This window comes from Streptomyces sp. LN549 (assembly GCF_043203805.1).
Classification (GTDB): domain Bacteria; phylum Actinomycetota; class Actinomycetes; order Streptomycetales; family Streptomycetaceae; genus Streptomyces.
Genome location: NZ_JAZHRI010000002.1, coordinates 3,113,852 through 3,128,301 on the forward strand (window position 1 = coordinate 3,113,852; position 14,450 = coordinate 3,128,301).

The 14,450-nt window shown below is 73.6% G+C and carries 13 protein-coding genes; 7 read left to right on the top strand and 6 right to left on the bottom strand.

The window, feature by feature from the left end; translation table 11 throughout:
* Positions 1 to 71: 71 nt before the first annotated feature.
* From SH922_RS13910 to SH922_RS13920, 3 genes are all read right to left on the bottom strand, one after another.
* Positions 72 to 1,562, bottom strand: coding sequence for a cellulose binding domain-containing protein (locus tag SH922_RS13910; protein WP_393058277.1), 1,491 nt, complete (start codon positions 1,560 to 1,562; stop codon positions 72 to 74).
* Between the two features lie 129 nt (positions 1,563 to 1,691).
* Complete coding sequence (locus SH922_RS13915) at positions 1,692 to 3,140, bottom strand: sensor histidine kinase (protein WP_393058278.1); 1,449 nt, start codon at positions 3,138 to 3,140, stop codon at positions 1,692 to 1,694.
* Positions 3,137 to 3,847: a response regulator transcription factor gene (locus SH922_RS13920; protein WP_393058279.1), complete on the bottom strand. Its 711-nt coding sequence runs from the start codon at positions 3,845 to 3,847 to the stop codon at positions 3,137 to 3,139. Before SH922_RS13920 ends, SH922_RS13915 begins: the two co-directional genes overlap by 4 nt.
* 89 nt (positions 3,848 to 3,936) lie before the next feature.
* Here SH922_RS13920 and SH922_RS13925 point away from each other — a divergent pair, with 89 nt between their 5' ends.
* Positions 3,937 to 4,482 (top strand): hypothetical protein, encoded by a 546-nt coding sequence (locus tag SH922_RS13925; protein ID WP_393058280.1) that lies wholly within the window; start codon positions 3,937 to 3,939, stop codon positions 4,480 to 4,482.
* 17 nt (positions 4,483 to 4,499) lie between these two features.
* On the opposite strand, the gene SH922_RS13930 is transcribed toward SH922_RS13925, so the two are convergent.
* Together SH922_RS13930 and SH922_RS13935 are read right to left on the bottom strand one after the other, a co-directional pair.
* Entirely contained in the window at positions 4,500 to 5,426 is a 927-nt protein-coding gene (locus SH922_RS13930; protein WP_393058281.1) for a spermidine synthase, read from the bottom strand.
* Positions 5,427 to 5,563: 137 nt separating this feature from the next.
* Positions 5,564 to 6,019, bottom strand: a complete 456-nt coding sequence (locus SH922_RS13935) for a hypothetical protein (RefSeq protein WP_393063559.1) — start codon at positions 6,017 to 6,019, stop codon at positions 5,564 to 5,566.
* A gap of 256 nt (positions 6,020 to 6,275) precedes the next feature.
* On the opposite strand from SH922_RS13935, the gene SH922_RS13940 reads away from it, so the two are divergent.
* Positions 6,276 to 7,640 (top strand): tetratricopeptide repeat protein, encoded by a 1,365-nt coding sequence (locus SH922_RS13940; RefSeq protein ID WP_393058282.1) that lies wholly within the window; start codon positions 6,276 to 6,278, stop codon positions 7,638 to 7,640.
* Positions 7,641 to 7,948: 308 nt separating this feature from the next.
* On the opposite strand, the gene SH922_RS13945 is transcribed toward SH922_RS13940, so the two are convergent.
* Positions 7,949 to 8,545, bottom strand: a complete 597-nt coding sequence (locus tag SH922_RS13945) for a histidine phosphatase family protein (protein ID WP_393058283.1) — start codon at positions 8,543 to 8,545, stop codon at positions 7,949 to 7,951.
* A 312-nt stretch (positions 8,546 to 8,857) separates the two neighbouring features.
* Between SH922_RS13945 and SH922_RS13950 the strand changes: the two genes are divergently transcribed.
* The 5 genes from SH922_RS13950 (at position 8,858) to SH922_RS13970 (ending at position 14,313) form a co-directional block, all read left to right on the top strand.
* The gene (locus SH922_RS13950) at positions 8,858 to 9,829 is read left to right on the top strand and encodes a phosphatase PAP2 family protein (protein ID WP_393058284.1); all 972 of its coding nucleotides are present in this window, start codon (positions 8,858 to 8,860) and stop codon (positions 9,827 to 9,829) included.
* Positions 9,735 to 10,901 (top strand): hypothetical protein, encoded by a 1,167-nt coding sequence (locus SH922_RS13955; RefSeq protein ID WP_393058285.1) that lies wholly within the window; start codon positions 9,735 to 9,737, stop codon positions 10,899 to 10,901. Before SH922_RS13950 ends, SH922_RS13955 begins: the two co-directional genes overlap by 95 nt.
* The gene (locus SH922_RS13960) at positions 10,892 to 12,499 is read left to right on the top strand and encodes a hypothetical protein (RefSeq protein WP_393058286.1); all 1,608 of its coding nucleotides are present in this window, start codon (positions 10,892 to 10,894) and stop codon (positions 12,497 to 12,499) included. Before SH922_RS13955 ends, SH922_RS13960 begins: the two co-directional genes overlap by 10 nt.
* Positions 12,496 to 13,830: an AAA domain-containing protein gene (locus SH922_RS13965; RefSeq protein ID WP_393058287.1), complete on the top strand. Its 1,335-nt coding sequence runs from the start codon at positions 12,496 to 12,498 to the stop codon at positions 13,828 to 13,830. The genes SH922_RS13960 and SH922_RS13965 overlap by 4 nt, the downstream gene beginning before the upstream one ends.
* 141 nt (positions 13,831 to 13,971) lie before the next feature.
* Complete coding sequence (locus SH922_RS13970; protein WP_393058288.1) at positions 13,972 to 14,313, top strand: hypothetical protein; 342 nt, start codon at positions 13,972 to 13,974, stop codon at positions 14,311 to 14,313.
* Positions 14,314 to 14,450: the final 137 nt, after the last annotated feature.

Genomic DNA, 14,450 nt, shown 5'->3' on the forward strand with positions numbered 1-14,450 from the left:
GGGGCGCGCACCCCGGCCGGTTGTGGGGGGAGTGTGGGGACCGGCCGGGATGCGCGGGCGGGGGTGGTGGCTTACTTGTAGGCGCCGAACGCCTTCGTGAAGGCGAGCGGCTCCTGCGCGATCGAACTGCACGACGCGTCCGCGGAGGGCTTCGCCCCGCCCGCGCACTCCTTGTCCCGCGTGCCCGACCACATCGCGAGCCAGGCAAGGCCCTTCTCCTTGGCGAAGGCCACCAGCTGGGTGGCGTCCTCCACCTTGAAGATCTCGGTGCTGACGTCGTTCACACCGATCATCGGGGTGACGGCGACGGCCTTCCACGCGTCGGCGTCGGAGAGGCCCAGCACGCCCTTGATCTGGGCCTGGGTGGCCGTCGCCGCCTGGATGGCGTACGCGCCCATGTCGCCGCTGTACGAGGCGCCGTAGTCCATCGCCATGACGTTGACCGCGCCGACGTCCACGCCGTTCTTCTTCGCGTCCGCGATCAGGTCCACGCCTGGCTGGGTGAGGCCCTCGGGCATCACCGGCAGGGTGAAGGAGACGTCGAGGCCGGGGTGGGCCTTCTGCAGCTGGGCGATGGCCTGGGAGCGGCGGGAGTTGGCCGCCGTGTCGGGCAGCGCCCCGCCCTCGATGTCGAAGTCGACCTTGGTCAGCTCGTAGGTGTCGACGACCTTGCCGTAGGCCGCGGCCAGATCGGCTGCCGAGGTGCAGTTCAGCGCCAGCTCGGAGCCGGAGGCGCCGCCGAAGGAGACCCGGACGTCGCCGCCGGCCGCGCGCAGGGCGCCGATCTGGGAGGCGACGTGGTCGTCACCGAGCCCGGTGACCCCGCCCCAGAGCGGGGCGCAGCTGCCTCCGGAGGTGATGAAGGCGAGGTTGAACTCCTTCACACCGGTCTTGGCCGCGGTGTCGACCAGGTCGTACGCCGGGTAGAGCGAGGTGTCGACGTACGGGGCGAAGCCCGCACCGCTCGCCGCGGGGCCGCCGTCGGTCTTCGTGGGGGTCGGGGTGGGCGTCGGCGTCGCGGTCTCGGTCGGCTTCTGGGTCGGGGTGGCCGAGGCGGTCGGGGTGGGGATCGCCGTGGGGGTCGCGGTCTCGGTGGGGCGGCCGCTCGGCTCCGGTGTCGCGCCGGTGTCGACGGAGCACTTGGCGTCGTCGATGAGGCAGCCGGTGGGGTCGGCGGCCGTGCCGTCGGAGCTGGTGACGAAGCCGATGGTGACGGACTTGCCGGGTGCGAGTTCCTTGTCCCAGCCGGCCGGCTCGACGGTGACGTGGCTGCCGCTGACGGTGTGCTCGCCGTTCCACAGGGAGCTGAGCCTCGTGCCCGCCGGCAGGTCGAACTCGAGCGTCCAGCCGGACTTGGCCGTGTCGGTTTCGTTGGTGACGACGTACTGCCCGGTGTATCCGCCGGTCCAGCCGCTGGTCCTCGTGTACGCGGCGCCGACTGCCGCCGCCTGGGCCGTGCCGGTGAGGGCGAAGACCGTTCCGCCGATCACGGCCGCGGCGACGACCGCGCCGATCGCCTTGGTCCTGGTGCTCGCCGTTCGCCGGTGCGTGCTGGTGCCCATCGCGTTCCTGCCTCGTCATACGGAAGTGGGGGATGCGGGAGCACGCTAGCGGCACCGGATCCGACAAACAGCGCGATTCGGACCGGAGTTGATGTTCTTAGGGTTGGCTTAAGGAGCCCATCGGCCGGTCTAAAGGTTCGGGCCCGCACCGGAGCGGAATGGGAGCTTTGCGCCGCGGCTGACCCCGCGCCGTTGCCGCCCCACCCGGTGGCCGCGCCCGCGCCGCTGCGGCTGCTGCCCGTCGAGCCCGATCCAGATGCGCACCTCGGTGCCGCCGAGCACCGAGCGCCCGATCCGCACGTCGCCCCCGGTCGACTCGGCGACCCGGCGGACGATGTCGAGGCCCAGCCCGGTCGAGCCCACCGCCCCCTTCGCGCCGCCACGCCCGCTGCTGCCGCGCGCCAGTGCGGCCTTCGGGTCCGCTATGCCGCCGCCCGCGTCCGAGACGAGCACGATCACCGCGTCCCCGCTGTGGTGGACGTCGACGGCGAAGGCGGTGCCCTCCGCGGTGTGCCGGAAGACGTTGCCGAGCAACGCATCCAGTGCCGCGGCCAGTTCGGGACGGGCCACCGGGATCCGTACCGTACGGTCGACTCCCGCGAGGCGCACCTCGCGGCCCTCGTCCTCCGCCAGCGCGGACCAGAAGTCCATCCGCTCACGGATCACCTCGGAGACGTCGCATCCGGCCCCGGGTCCACCGTTCTGCCCCTGGGACTGGGGGCGCTGTTCGCGGGCGGTCCTGATGATCGTGTCGACCTCGCGCTCCAGCTGCTGGACCGCCGCGCGGGTCTGTTCGGCCGCCGGCCCCTCGCCGAGCGAGGCGGCGTTGAGCCGGAGCACCGTGAGCGGGGTACGCAGCCGGTGCGAGAGGTCGGCGGCCAGTTCACGCTCGTTGGCGAGGAGCTGGACGACCTGGTCGGCCATGGAGTTGAACGCGGCTGCGGCGGAACGGAGTTCGGTCGGTCCCTCCTCCGGCACCCGGGTGCCGAGCCGCCCCTCCCCCAGGTCCTGTGCGGCGCCCGCCAGCCGCCGGGCCGGTTCCACCATGCGTACGCCCAGCCGGTCGGCCACCGCGACCGAACCGACGATCAGCGCGATGCCCACCCCCGCCAGCATCAGCCAGGCGGTGGCGACGCCGTTGGAGACCTCGTCCTCCGGCACGAACACCTCGACGACGACGGTGCCCCGCGAACCCAGCGAGGTCGGCTGGAGCAGCGCGGAGCCGCCCGCCACCTCGGTGATGGAGGCCCGCCCCGACTCCCGTACGGTCTCCAGGTCCTTGCGGGTGGCACGCCGGCTGCCGATCTCCACCGCCACGCCGTCGGCCTCGCCGGAGGCGGGTACGTGGACGGCCATCCGGCCCGCGGCTCCGGGTTCGGTGGTGAGGACGGCCGTCTCCAGCTCGGTGCGGTCGGTGGTGATGGAGAGCGTGGGGCCGATCGTCGCGGCCTGCCGTTCGGCGTCGGAGAAGGCACGGTCGCGCGCCATCTCCTTGATGACGAGACCGAGGGGGACGGCGAAGGCGACGACGACCATCGTGGTGACGGCCAGGCAGACCTTGACCAGGGCCCATCTCATGCGGGCTGCTCCGGGGGTGCGGCGGGCGGCTGGAGTTTCACGCCGACGCCGCGCAGGGTGTGCAGATAGCGGGGCCGGGCGGCGGTCTCGCCCAGTTTCCGGCGCAGCCAGGAGAGATGGACGTCGATGGTCTGGTCGTCCCCGTAGGACTGCTGCCAGACCTCCGCGAGGAGTTCCTTGCGCGGGACGACGACACCCGGCCGGCCGGCCAGGAAGGTGAGCAGGTCGAACTCGCGTCGGGTGAGGTCGAGTTCCGTGCCGTCGAGTTCGGCCAGGCGCCGCAGCGGGTCGATGGAGAGCCCGCCGACCTGGATGACGCGCGGCGGCGGGGCCTCGCCGCCGGCCGCCCGCGAGCGGCGCAGTACGGCCGCCATCCGGGCCGAGAGGTGTTCCACGGAGAACGGCTTGGTCAGATAGTCGTCGGCGCCGTCGTTGAGCAGCCGGACGATCTCGCTCTCGTCGTCGCGCGCGGTCGCGATGATGACCGGCACGTCGGTGATGCCTCGCAGCATCTTCAGTGCCTCGGCCCCGTCGAGATCGGGCAGCCCGAGGTCGAGGATGACCACGTCGAACCGGAAGTGGGCGACCTCGCGCAGCGCTTCGAGCGCGGTGCCGACACTCCGTACCGTGTGGGAGGCCTCGGTCAGGTGCCGGATGAGGGCGGATCGTACGAACTGGTCGTCCTCGACCACGAGCACACTTGGCATGGGCGGCACCGTACGCCATCGGGGCCCGCTCGGTCCGCTCGGTGGCGGTGGTGACGACAGGGCCGGGACCGTGGGGCAGGATGTGCCGGATGCAACGAGGTCTCGTACACGCGCTCGCGTGGTCGCTCGCCACCGGCGCCGCGGTCACGCTCTCGTGGTGGGGGGTGCACACCGTGATGGCGGGTACGGCGTACGACCCGCCGCGCGCGGTGCCGATCGCGGCGGGGCCCCGGAGCGACCGGGACAGCGCCGAGACCCTGTCGTCCTCGACCCATCGCCCGGAGCCGTCCCCGTCGAAGACGCCCCGCGCCACACCCCGGACCACCCCGAAGCCGTCCACGACCCCGTCCCGGGCACCGTCGCGCACCCCCGCCGGCACTCCGCGGCCGACGGCCACGGCCACCGCGTCGGGCACGGCGAGGAGTTACGGGACGGACGGCGGCCGGATCGTCTTCGAGCTCGGCACGGACTCGGCGAAACTGGTCTCGGCGACCCCGGAGCAGGGCTGGTCGGTGCAGGTCTGGACGAACACGACCTGGATCCGGGTGAACTTCACCAAGGACGACGGCACGACGGTGTCGGTCTTCTGCACCTGGAACGACCATCCGCCGCAGGTCGAGATCGTGAAGTCGTGACGCCGTCCGCCCCGCGGTCAGTCGAAGGCTGACGCCGGGGGCGCGGGCGAGGGCCGGGCGTCCGCGTCGTGCACCGCGGCCGCGCCGCCGGTGAAGTCGGCGAGCGCCCGCCCGTGTTCGACGCGCCCCGGGTGCGGGTCGGTCGCCACCCTGCGGGTCAGCTCCGCGATCTTCGGCGTCACGTCCGAGGCGAGCAGCACGGCGTTGCCGAAGCGGCGGCCGCGGAACACGGTCGGGTCGGCGGCGAGCGCCAGTTCGGGGAAGACGGTCGCGGCGGTGGCGATCTGGCCGCGCAGATGGGCCAGCGGCGGGCCGTCGGCGAGGTTGGCCACGTAACTCCCGCCGGGTTTCAGGACGCGGCGCACCTCGGCGAGGAACTCGGTGCTGGTGAGATGGGCGGGGGTACGGGCCCCGCTGAAGACATCAGCGATGACGAGGTCGGCCCAGCCGTCCTGGATCCTGCCGAGCCCGGCGCGGGCGTCGGTGGCGCGGACCCGGATCCTGGCCTGCGGGTCCAGCGGCAGCTCCCGGCGCACCAGCTGGACGAGGGCGGCGTCCACCTCGACGATCTGCTGGGTGGAGCGGGGGCGGGTCGCGGCGATGTAGCGGGCGAGGGTGAAGGCCCCGCCGCCCAGATGCACGACGTGCAGCGGCCGGCCGGGGGGCGCGACCAGATCGGCGACGTGGCCGATCCGCCGCTGGTACTCGAACGAGAGGTACGTCGGATCGTCCAGGTCCACGTGGGACTGCGGGGCACCGTCGATCGTCAGGGTCCAGGCGCGCCGGCGTTCCCGGTCGGGTACGAGCTCGGCGAGGCCGCCGTCCACCGGTTCGGTGACGTTGCCCTCGGGGCGCTCGGAGCCGCGTGCCGCCTTGCGGTCGGTCCTGCGGTCCGCGCGCTGCTTGCGGTCACCCGCACCGCCGGCCGCTCCTCGACGTGCCACTGCTACTCGTCCCTGCTCACTGCTCTTCGCGTCCGGGCCGGTCCGGACCGGCCGCGACGGGCTGATCGAGGCACCCGCCGCCCGGCCATTATGGGCGCAGGAAAGAGCTCACGCCGTCGGCCGTCGCGGTGGGGCCGTCAGCGGCAGTTGTCGGCCGCCTCGATCAGACGGGCCGCCTGGTCGAGCGCGGCCCGCAGCACGGCCGGGTCGGTGACCGGGGTGTTGTCGGCGGGCGGCAGCAGCCAGCCGCTGCCCGGGGCCGGCGGCTCGGCGGGGATGCGCAGCCCGCGGCCGTCGGTCTGCGTACAGGCACTGCCCGGTACGTCCCAGGCCTGCGCGGTGCCGGGGGGCACCAGGAAGCCGAGGGTGGCGCAGGCCCCGTCGTGGATGACCGGTCCGACCGCCTTCCGGTCGGCGCCGCGCCGCAGGATGTCGACGGCCTCCAGACCCTGGCGGGCGGGGACGGTCACGAGATCGCAGGGTTCGGGCTCGGGGGGCGCGCCGGGGGCGCCGGGCCCCTCGGCGGATGCCGTGGTGCCCGTCGTCGCCGTGGTGGCCGCCGTCGTCGCGGTCGTTCGCGATCCGGTCGCCATACCGAGGTGCAACAAGGGACCTCTCCTCTCATCGCCGGGCGGAGCCGGACTCCGTCTCCACGTGGACCAACGCGCCGACCGCGTCAAGGGCTACGGTGCAGCACCCCCGCAAAGGGTGGCAGTTCATGGCGGATCGTGGGCGAGATATCCGATTTGTTAGCAAACGCAGCGTGTGCGACTCGTCACAGCAGGTACGTTCTTGCTCCGCCGGGACACCGGAAACAGGCGCCCGGCTCGCACCAGAGAGGGCCCCGCCATGGTGACGACACCGGCAGTTCCCAACGTCGCCTTCCGGCGGCTGCGCGGACAGCGCTCCGCCGGAGAGTTCGCTGCCGCGGTACGCAGGTCCGCTCGCGAGATCGGCGAGCAGGTCGCGTGCGACGCCCGGTACATCGGACGCGTGGAGTCCGGCGAGATCCGCTGTCCCAACTACGCGTACGAGCGGGTCTTCCTGCACATGTTCCCCGGGGCGACCCTGGCGGACCTGGGTTTCTCACCGCGCGAATCGGTACGCGGCCGGGGGGCCCGGTCCGCGGCGGACGCCCCGCCACCCCCGACTTCCCCGCTGCTCGTGCTCGGCAGCGACACCGACGAGGAGAGCGACGTGCTGCGTCGCGCATTCATGACGAGCGGCACCACCGCGGTGGCGGCCGTCTCCCTGGGCCTGGGTCTCGGCCCCCCGGCCGCCGCCTCCGTGCCCGCGCAGCGCCGGGTCGGCGAGGCGGAGGTGAGAGCCGTCGAGAAGGCGGTGCGGCAGATCCGCCTGCTCGACGACCGGCACGGCGGCGACGGTCTCTACCGGCGGGCCTCCCAGCCGCTGCGGGCTGCGTACGCGCTGCTCGACTCCGGCACCGCGACCCGGCGTTCCACGGCGGACCGGCTGCACGCCGGCGCCGGTGAGCTGGCCATCTCGGTGGGCTGGCTGGCCCATGACTCGGGCCGGTTCGACGACGCCCGCTCGCACTACGCGGAGGCGCTGGCCACCGCGCGGGTGGCCGGGGACCCGGCGCTGGAGGCGCACGCGTTCTGCAACGCGTCTTTCCTGGCCCGCGACATGGGCCGGCCGCGCGAGTCCGTACGCGCGGCGGAGGCGGGGCAGCGGGCCGCGCAGCCCCTGGGCTCACCGCGGCTGCTGGCGCTGCTCGCGCTGCGGGAGGCGGGGGGCCGGGCCGGGCTCGGGGACCGTACCGGCTGCGAGCGGGCGCTCGGCCGGGCGCACACCGCGTTCGGCCGGGGACCGTCAGCGGCGGACCCGGAGTGGATGACCTTCTTCCGGGAGGCGGAGCTGGAGATGCTGGAGGCACAGTGCTGGTCGGCGCTGGGCGACTGGTCGCGGGCCGCGCGCCATGCGCGGCGGGCGACACGGCTCCAGGAACCGCACTTCACCCGGAACCTGGCGCTGTACCGCGCGGAGCTGACGACGGACCTGGCCCTGGCCGGCCTCACGGAGGAGGCCGCGGCGACGGGGCACCGGGTGCTGGACCTGCTGGACCAGGTCCAGTCCTCCCGCATCCGGTCGATGCTGGCGGACGCGGTCAAGGTCCTGCGTCCCCGGGGCCGGGGTTCGGTGGACGTCAAGGACTTCCTGGACCGCCACACGATGTCCGCAGCGGGCGGATAGCGGGCAGACAGCCGGGCGCGGCCGCGCAGGGCGGGAAGACCGGCCCGCCCATTCCCGTCCGGCCGCAGGACGGGAACGCCGGCCCGTCCGGCCGCACAGGACGGGAACTCCACCTCGCTCAACCCCGTCCGGCCGCACAGGACGGAAGCGCCGCCCGACTCAAGCCCGTCCGGCGATTGAGGACGGAACCCCCGGCCCGGGCCGGGGCGCACGAACCGGCCCGTCCGGCGATTGAGGACAAGGACCAGCGCCCAGGGACGGGCGCACCGGTTCCGCCCTCAAAACGCCGGACGGGCCGAAGCGAACCGCTAGCCCTCCAGGTGCCCCGTGTCGTTCCAGCGCTCCAGCGCCGGCGCCCCGTACGCCCACCCCAGGACCGACAGCGCCGTCGGCTCCAGCCGCAGGCGTGCCGCGTACGACGCGTCCTCGCCCAGCCACCGCGCCCCCAGCACCCTCAGGATGTGGCCGTGGCCGAAGACCAGGACGTCACGGTCGGCCGAGAGCGCCCACTCGACGATCTCGTCGGCGCGGGCCGACACCTGGGCCAGGGTCTCCCCCTCCGGCACCCCGTCGCGCCAGATGAACCAGTCCGGGCGGGCCGCCTTGATCTCGGCAGGCGTCATCCCCTCGTACGCCCCGTAGTCCCACTCCATCAGCGCGTCCCACGGCTCGGCCCGGTCGCCGAACCCCGCGATTCCGCACGTCTCGGACGCCCGCACGAGCGGACTCGTGCGGACCTCCAGCCCGGGCAGGTCCACCCACGGCCTGCGGTGGAGCCGCTCACCGAGGAGCTTGGCCCCCTCGCGCCCCGAGTCGAGCAACGGAATGTCCGTCCTGCCGGTGTGATTGCCCTTGACGGACCATTCCGTCCGGCCGTGCCGGGCCAGCAGGATGCGCGGTGCCATGTGACAGCTCTCCCTGAAAAACTGGGACCTGAGATGCGGGATCTGAGATCTTGGACATCGATGGGGACGAATCCGTCCGGGATGGAACGGATACAACGGGCGGAGCGGGGAAACGGATCGTCCGGATTTCCATCATCGCGTACCTTCGCGAGAGGCAACCTGTGGGGCCGCATCGGCGTCCCACTGACCACAGATGAATCCGAGCAGCTGAGGGGCGCCGAAAGGGCACCCCCGGGGGAATCGCGGCCGACCTGCACCGTACGGTTGAACGCCCGCCGTCGGCCGCATGAACACATGATGGAGAACTTCCGGATGCCGCATGCCACCACCGCGCCCGTGCCGCGCCCCCGGCCCCGCTGGTGGACCGAGCTCCCGCTCCTGGCCCTGGTGTACGCAGCGTACTCCGGCGGCAGACTCCTGGTCCGGGGGGACGTGTCCACCGCCGTCGACCACGGGCTGCGCATCCTGCATCTGGAACAGGCCCTCTTCCTCAATGCCGAGCACCCGCTCAACCGGCTGTTCACCGCGCACCCCTCCATAGGCATACCCGCCGACTTCGCGTACGCCTCCCTGCACTACCTCGTCACCCCGGCCGTCCTGATATGGATGTTCCGCCGCCACTCGGCCGCCTACCGCCGGGCCAGGACCTGGCTGATGACATCCACGATGCTCGGCCTCATCGGCTTCACGCTGATGCCGACCTGCCCGCCGCGGCTGCTGGCCGCCGGGCACGGCTTCGTCGACACGATGGCCCAGTACAGCTCGTACGGCTGGTGGGGCACCGAGGCGAGCGCACCGCGCGGCATGGGCGGCATGACGAACCAGTACGCGGCGATGCCGAGCCTGCACGTCGGCTGGGCGCTCTGGTGCGGCATCCTCATCTGGCGCCACTGCAGGCACCCCCTCCTGCGGGCCGCCGGCATCGCCTACCCGCTGATCACCGTCATCGTGGTGATGGGCACTGCCAACCACTACTTCCTCGACGCCGTCGCGGGCGCCGCCGTCATGGGCGTCGGGGCACTGCTCGCCAGGCCCGTGTCGCGTCTCGCCGACCGGATCAAGCACGCGGCCCTGACCCGCTTCGCACGGGTGTCCCCCGCCATGAAGTCCCCGGATGTCAGTGCCGGATGCAAGACTTCCGCGGGTGAGCGAATCCCCGGCCAGCGGACCACCTCCGCAGATCCCACCGATGCAGCAGCACCGGCCGGCCCACCTGCCCCGGCCGACGTCCCGGCCTCCGCAGGAAGAGCCGCAGGCGGTGACGCTGCGAAGGCGGCTCGCTGAGCTGAGGGGCCCGGCCGTCGCGCCCCGTCCGCTGGACGCCCGCGCGCTGGCCGCCCTGGCCGCCAACCCCGGCTGCAAGCGGCGCGCCCTGCTCGACGGGGCCGGGGTCGACAAGGGCGCACTCGCCACCGCACTCGGTTCACCGGCCGCCTTCGGCCAGTCCCAGTTCGCCTTCATGCGGGGCAACGCCTTCGAGGCCAGGGTCAAGGCCGACGGGGGTACGGAGCTGATGCGCCTGCTGCACCAGGGGTTCGGCGAGCCCGGCGAACCGCCCGGGGACGTCCCTGTGCCCGATCTGACGGCCGCGGGCCCCGAGGGCCGCGCCGCCCGCACCGCGCTCGCCCTGCGCGAGGCGACCGCGTCCGGGGGCTGGGCGCTGCTCGACCACCCGATGCTGGCCCTGGACGTGGCCGGCTCACCCGCCTATCTGGAACCGGACGCGGTGGTCGTCCACCCCGACGGCACCTGGACCGTCGTCGAGATCAAGTCCTTCCCCATGATCGACGGCTCCGCCGACGCGGCGAAGGTCGGCGCGGCCGCCCGCCAGTCCGCCGTGTACGTCCTGGCGCTGGAGCGGGTCGCCGCGGCGACCGACGGCGCTCAGGTCGGCCACCGGGTGCTGCTGGTCTGCCCCAAGGACTTCTCCAACCTGCCGACCGCGTCCGTCGTCGACGTGCGCAAGCAGCGCGCGGTCACCCGCAGGCAGCTGACCCGGCTCACCCGGATCGAGGACATCGCGGCGGCCCTGCCCGAGGGCACCACCTTCGACCCGGAGTGCTCCCCCCATGAGCTGGACACCGCCGTCGAGTCCGTCACCGCGGCGTACGCACCGGAGTGCCTGGCCGCCTGCGAACTCGCCTTCCACTGCCGGTCCAAGGCCCGCGCCGCCGGTGCGGTCGAGGCACTCGGGCGGAGCGTGCGGGGCGAGCTGGGCGGGCTGACCACGGTCGCGGGGGTACTCGCCGCGGCCGCGGGCAAGGAGGGCGATCCGGCGGACCCGACGGTCGCCGCACTGCTCCGCGCGGCCGCGCTGCGCGCCGAGGCTCTGGAGGGCAGCACCGCATGTCGCTGATCGGCACTCTGGCCCGGCTGGAGGCCGTGGAGAGCGGCCGCGCCCAGCCGATGGCCACCGTCCGCCACCGCCACCTCGGGGACCGCCCGCTCGTGCTGGTGCCGCTCACCACGGCGGGCGAGGCCGGCGCCCCGCTCGGCGCTCTCGTCGGCACGGACCGGGACGCGCCCCGGCTGCTGGCCGTGGCCCAGCCGCGCGACCGGGACCTGCGGTTCGCGTTCCTGGCCGAGCTCGCCGAGACGGTCCTGCCGTACATCGAGTCGTACGCAGATGTGATCGAACCCGCCGAACGGAGCGAGACCGACCCCGGCACCGGCAAGAAGGTCAAGGTCGAGACGGAGCTGTGCACGGACGCGGCGCAGCTGATCGTGCCGAGCCGGGCGGGCATCGAGTTCGTCCGGCTGCTGGGCCGCTCCATGCGGTTCCGGCGCACCGCCGAGGACGACCCCGACACCCCGTATCCGGCGCCCGCCCGTGTCCCGCTGCTGGGCCGCTGGCTGACGCACTACGGCGAGCGGGCCCGGGTGCCCGGCTCCTCGCTGCTGCTGGCAGGCACGGATCTGCTGGGCAGGCACTGGGCGACTGGCCAGTCCTCCCTGGAGGACCAGCACCTGGGCGCCCTGCTCGCGTGGATCGACCCGCCGGCGGGCGAGTCCGGGGCCGAGGCAGCGCTCCGGGCCGAGCTGGCCAGGGACGCCGGGGGCCAGCTGCTGTGCCCGCCGGCCGGACCGGCCACCGACCCCGACTTCGACAACCGGCTGCTGGCCCCCGCGATCGAGAAGTACGACCGGGCGCGCACTTCGCTGGCCGCCTCCGAGGACGGTCTGGCAGCCGATGCCCGGCTTGCGGAACTGACCGCGGCCGAGCGGGAGATCCGAGGACTGCTGGCCGGTGTCCTGAGGCCGACCTGGGACGCGGTGTGGCAGGGCCTGGACCTGCTGCGGGAACTGCCCGAGGGGTCCAGGGCCGAGGACCGCTGGACCCGCGACCGCTGGTCGTTCACCGGCCACCGCGACCGGGTGCGGGCCGGCGAGCCGCCGCAGCCGCGCCGGGACGACGCGGTGACGGCGGCCCGCAAGCTGGCCGCGCGGGAGACGGCGCAGGCCCAGCTGGAGGCCCAGGAGGCGCTGGACGATCCGCTGGTGCTGGCCGGCCGGCGGCTGGCGGGCGAGGCGTTCCTCGGCGAGGTGACCGCGGTGGAGATGGCGTACAGCGAGTCCAAGCGCCCCTCGCCGCGCCCTCTGGTCACGGTCCGCACGGCCGAGCAGCCGCACCTGGGCGAGCGCGTGAAGGTCTACCGCTCGCTGGACGGCAAGCCGCAGACCGCCGAGTTCGCGGGCTACGGTCCGGCGGGGGACGACACGGCACCCGTGCTGGTGCTGCGGATCACCGACCGGATGGGCCGCGGCAAGGAGCCCGCCCCGGGCTCGGTGCCGGAGCCGGGTGACGTCATCGCCTGGACCCTCTTCGAGCACGACCAGCGCGGCGGCCCGCAGCTGCCGGATCCGGAGGAGACCCCGTGGACCCACGGCGGCCCGCCGGGCGGCGCGGCGGCTGCCGAGCGCCCTGACCCCGTGACCACGGAGGACCTGCTGTGACGGCCGTATTCGACCCGGGCGCGGCGGCGGGCCTGGCCACCGCCCGGATCCTGGACGACACGCTGAACGGCTCGGCCCGCGGCATCGTGGTGGACTCCCCGCCGGGTGCGGGCAAGTCGACCCTGGTGGTGCGCGCCGCGCTGGAGCTGGCCGCTGCCGGCCGCCCGCTGATGGTGGTCGCGCAGACGAACGCCCAGGTCGACGACCTGGTGGTGCGGCTCGCGGAGAAGGACCCCGGCCTTCCGGTCGGCCGGTTGCACAGCAACGACTCCGATCCGTACGACAAGGTGCTGGACGGCCTGGCCAACGTACGGAAGTCGGCGAAGGCGGGGGATCTGGCCGGCCTCGACATCGTCATCTCGACGGCGGCGAAGTGGGCCCATGTGAAGAACGTCGAGCCGTGGGGCCACGCGATCGTCGACGAGGCGTACCAGATGCGCTCGGACGCGCTGCTGGCGGTCGCCGGGCTCTTCGAGCGGGCGCTGTTCGTCGGCGATCCGGGCCAGCTGGACCCGTTCTCGATCGTCGGCGCGGACCAGTGGGCGGGCCTGAGTTACGACCCGTCGGCCAGCGCGGTCTCCACGCTGCTCGCGCACAATCCGGAGCTGCCGCAGCACCGGCTGCCGGTCTCCTGGCGGCTGCCGGCCTCGGCGGCGCCGCTGGTGTCGGACGCGTTCTACCCGTACACCCCGTTCCGCAGCGGTACGGACCACGGCGACCGGCTGCTGTCGTTCGGTGTCGCGTCCGACGGCTCGGCGGCGGACCGGGTGCTGGACGAGGCGGCGGAGTCCGGCTGGGGTCTGCTGGAGCTCCCCGCCCGGCACACCCCGCGCACCGACCCGGAAGCGGTACGGGCCGTGGCCCAGGTGGTGCGCCGGCTGCTCGACCGGGGTGGTGCGGCGACCAGCGAGCGCTCCCCGGACCCGGCGCCGGTGACGGCGGAGCGGGTGGCGGTCGGCACGGCCCATCGCGACCAGGCGGCCGCTGTCCGGGCGGCGCTCGCCGAGCTCGGGGTCACGGGGGTGGCGGTGGACACCGCGAACCGGCTCCAGGGCCGTGAGTTCGATGTGACGGTGGTCCTGCACCCGCTGTCAGGCCGCCCGGACGCCACCGCGTTCCACCTGGAGACGGGCCGGCTGTGCGTGCTGGCCTCCCGCCACCGGCACGCCTGCATCGTGGTGTGCCGCGAGGGGGTCTCGGACCTGCTGGACGAGCACCCGTCGACGGAGCCGGTCCAGCTGGGCGTGACGGTCAAGTTTCCGGACGGCTGGGAGGCCAATCACGCGGTGCTGGCGCATCTGGCGGAACACCGGGTGCGCTGGGGACGTTGACGGCGGGGGCGCACGGGGGCACGACGGATCGGAAGCGGGCCGTCGCACGCCCCCGGGACTTCGCGGACAGGACCAGGCGCCCTTGCGCCGGGCTGGACAATGGAGGGTGGCCGTCGGGCCCACCGGAGGAGGAAGAACCACATGGCACAACCCGAGCGGAACGAGCAGCAGCGGCTGCGCCCCGCACCTCTGCTCTTCGAGCCGTCGGCAGCGGTCGCCGATCCTGAGCACTTCTTCGACCTGGAGTCGATGGACGATCCGAAGGAGCTGCTGAGCCGCGCCACCGAGCTGACGCTGGCCTTCCGTGCCGCGACGGACCGGGCGGTCGAGTTCCAGGCGATCGCGGCGGCGCAGCTGGCGGATCCGCGCCGGTTCGACCGGCTGACGACCGCGGACATCGCGCAGCGGGCGGAGTGGACCGAGGACTATGCGGTGAAGATGGTCGAGTTCGGCCGCAGCCTGCTGAACGACCCGAGGTCCTGACTCCGCAACGGCCTTTCCCCGCACCGCATGCTGCGAAGCACCGGCCCCTTGCTGCGAAGCATCGGCCCCGCGGTGACTCCGGGTACAACCGTTGGCATATGCCAGGTGCGCAAGATACTCCTCACCACCCCAGCCTG

Bases quoted from the DNA above. Each gene is read 5' to 3' on its own strand.
- SH922_RS13910 (WP_393058277.1), bottom strand. From the start codon at position 1,562: ATGGGCACCAGCACGCACCGGCGAACGGCGAGCACCAGGACCAAGGCG.
- SH922_RS13915 (WP_393058278.1), bottom strand. From the start codon at position 3,140: ATGAGATGGGCCCTGGTCAAGGTCTGCCTGGCCGTCACCACGATGGTC.
- SH922_RS13920 (WP_393058279.1), bottom strand. From the start codon at position 3,847: ATGCCAAGTGTGCTCGTGGTCGAGGACGACCAGTTCGTACGATCCGCC.
- SH922_RS13925 (WP_393058280.1), top strand. From the start codon at position 3,937: ATGCAACGAGGTCTCGTACACGCGCTCGCGTGGTCGCTCGCCACCGGC.
- SH922_RS13935 (WP_393063559.1), bottom strand. From the start codon at position 6,019: ATGGCGACCGGATCGCGAACGACCGCGACGACGGCGGCCACCACGGCG.
- SH922_RS13940 (WP_393058282.1), top strand. From the start codon at position 6,276: ATGGTGACGACACCGGCAGTTCCCAACGTCGCCTTCCGGCGGCTGCGC.
- SH922_RS13945 (WP_393058283.1), bottom strand. From the start codon at position 8,545: ATGGCACCGCGCATCCTGCTGGCCCGGCACGGCCGGACGGAATGGTCC.
- SH922_RS13950 (WP_393058284.1), top strand. From the start codon at position 8,858: ATGCCGCATGCCACCACCGCGCCCGTGCCGCGCCCCCGGCCCCGCTGG.
- SH922_RS13955 (WP_393058285.1), top strand. From the start codon at position 9,735: ATGCAGCAGCACCGGCCGGCCCACCTGCCCCGGCCGACGTCCCGGCCT.
- SH922_RS13960 (WP_393058286.1), top strand. From the start codon at position 10,892: ATGTCGCTGATCGGCACTCTGGCCCGGCTGGAGGCCGTGGAGAGCGGC.
- SH922_RS13970 (WP_393058288.1), top strand. From the start codon at position 13,972: ATGGCACAACCCGAGCGGAACGAGCAGCAGCGGCTGCGCCCCGCACCT.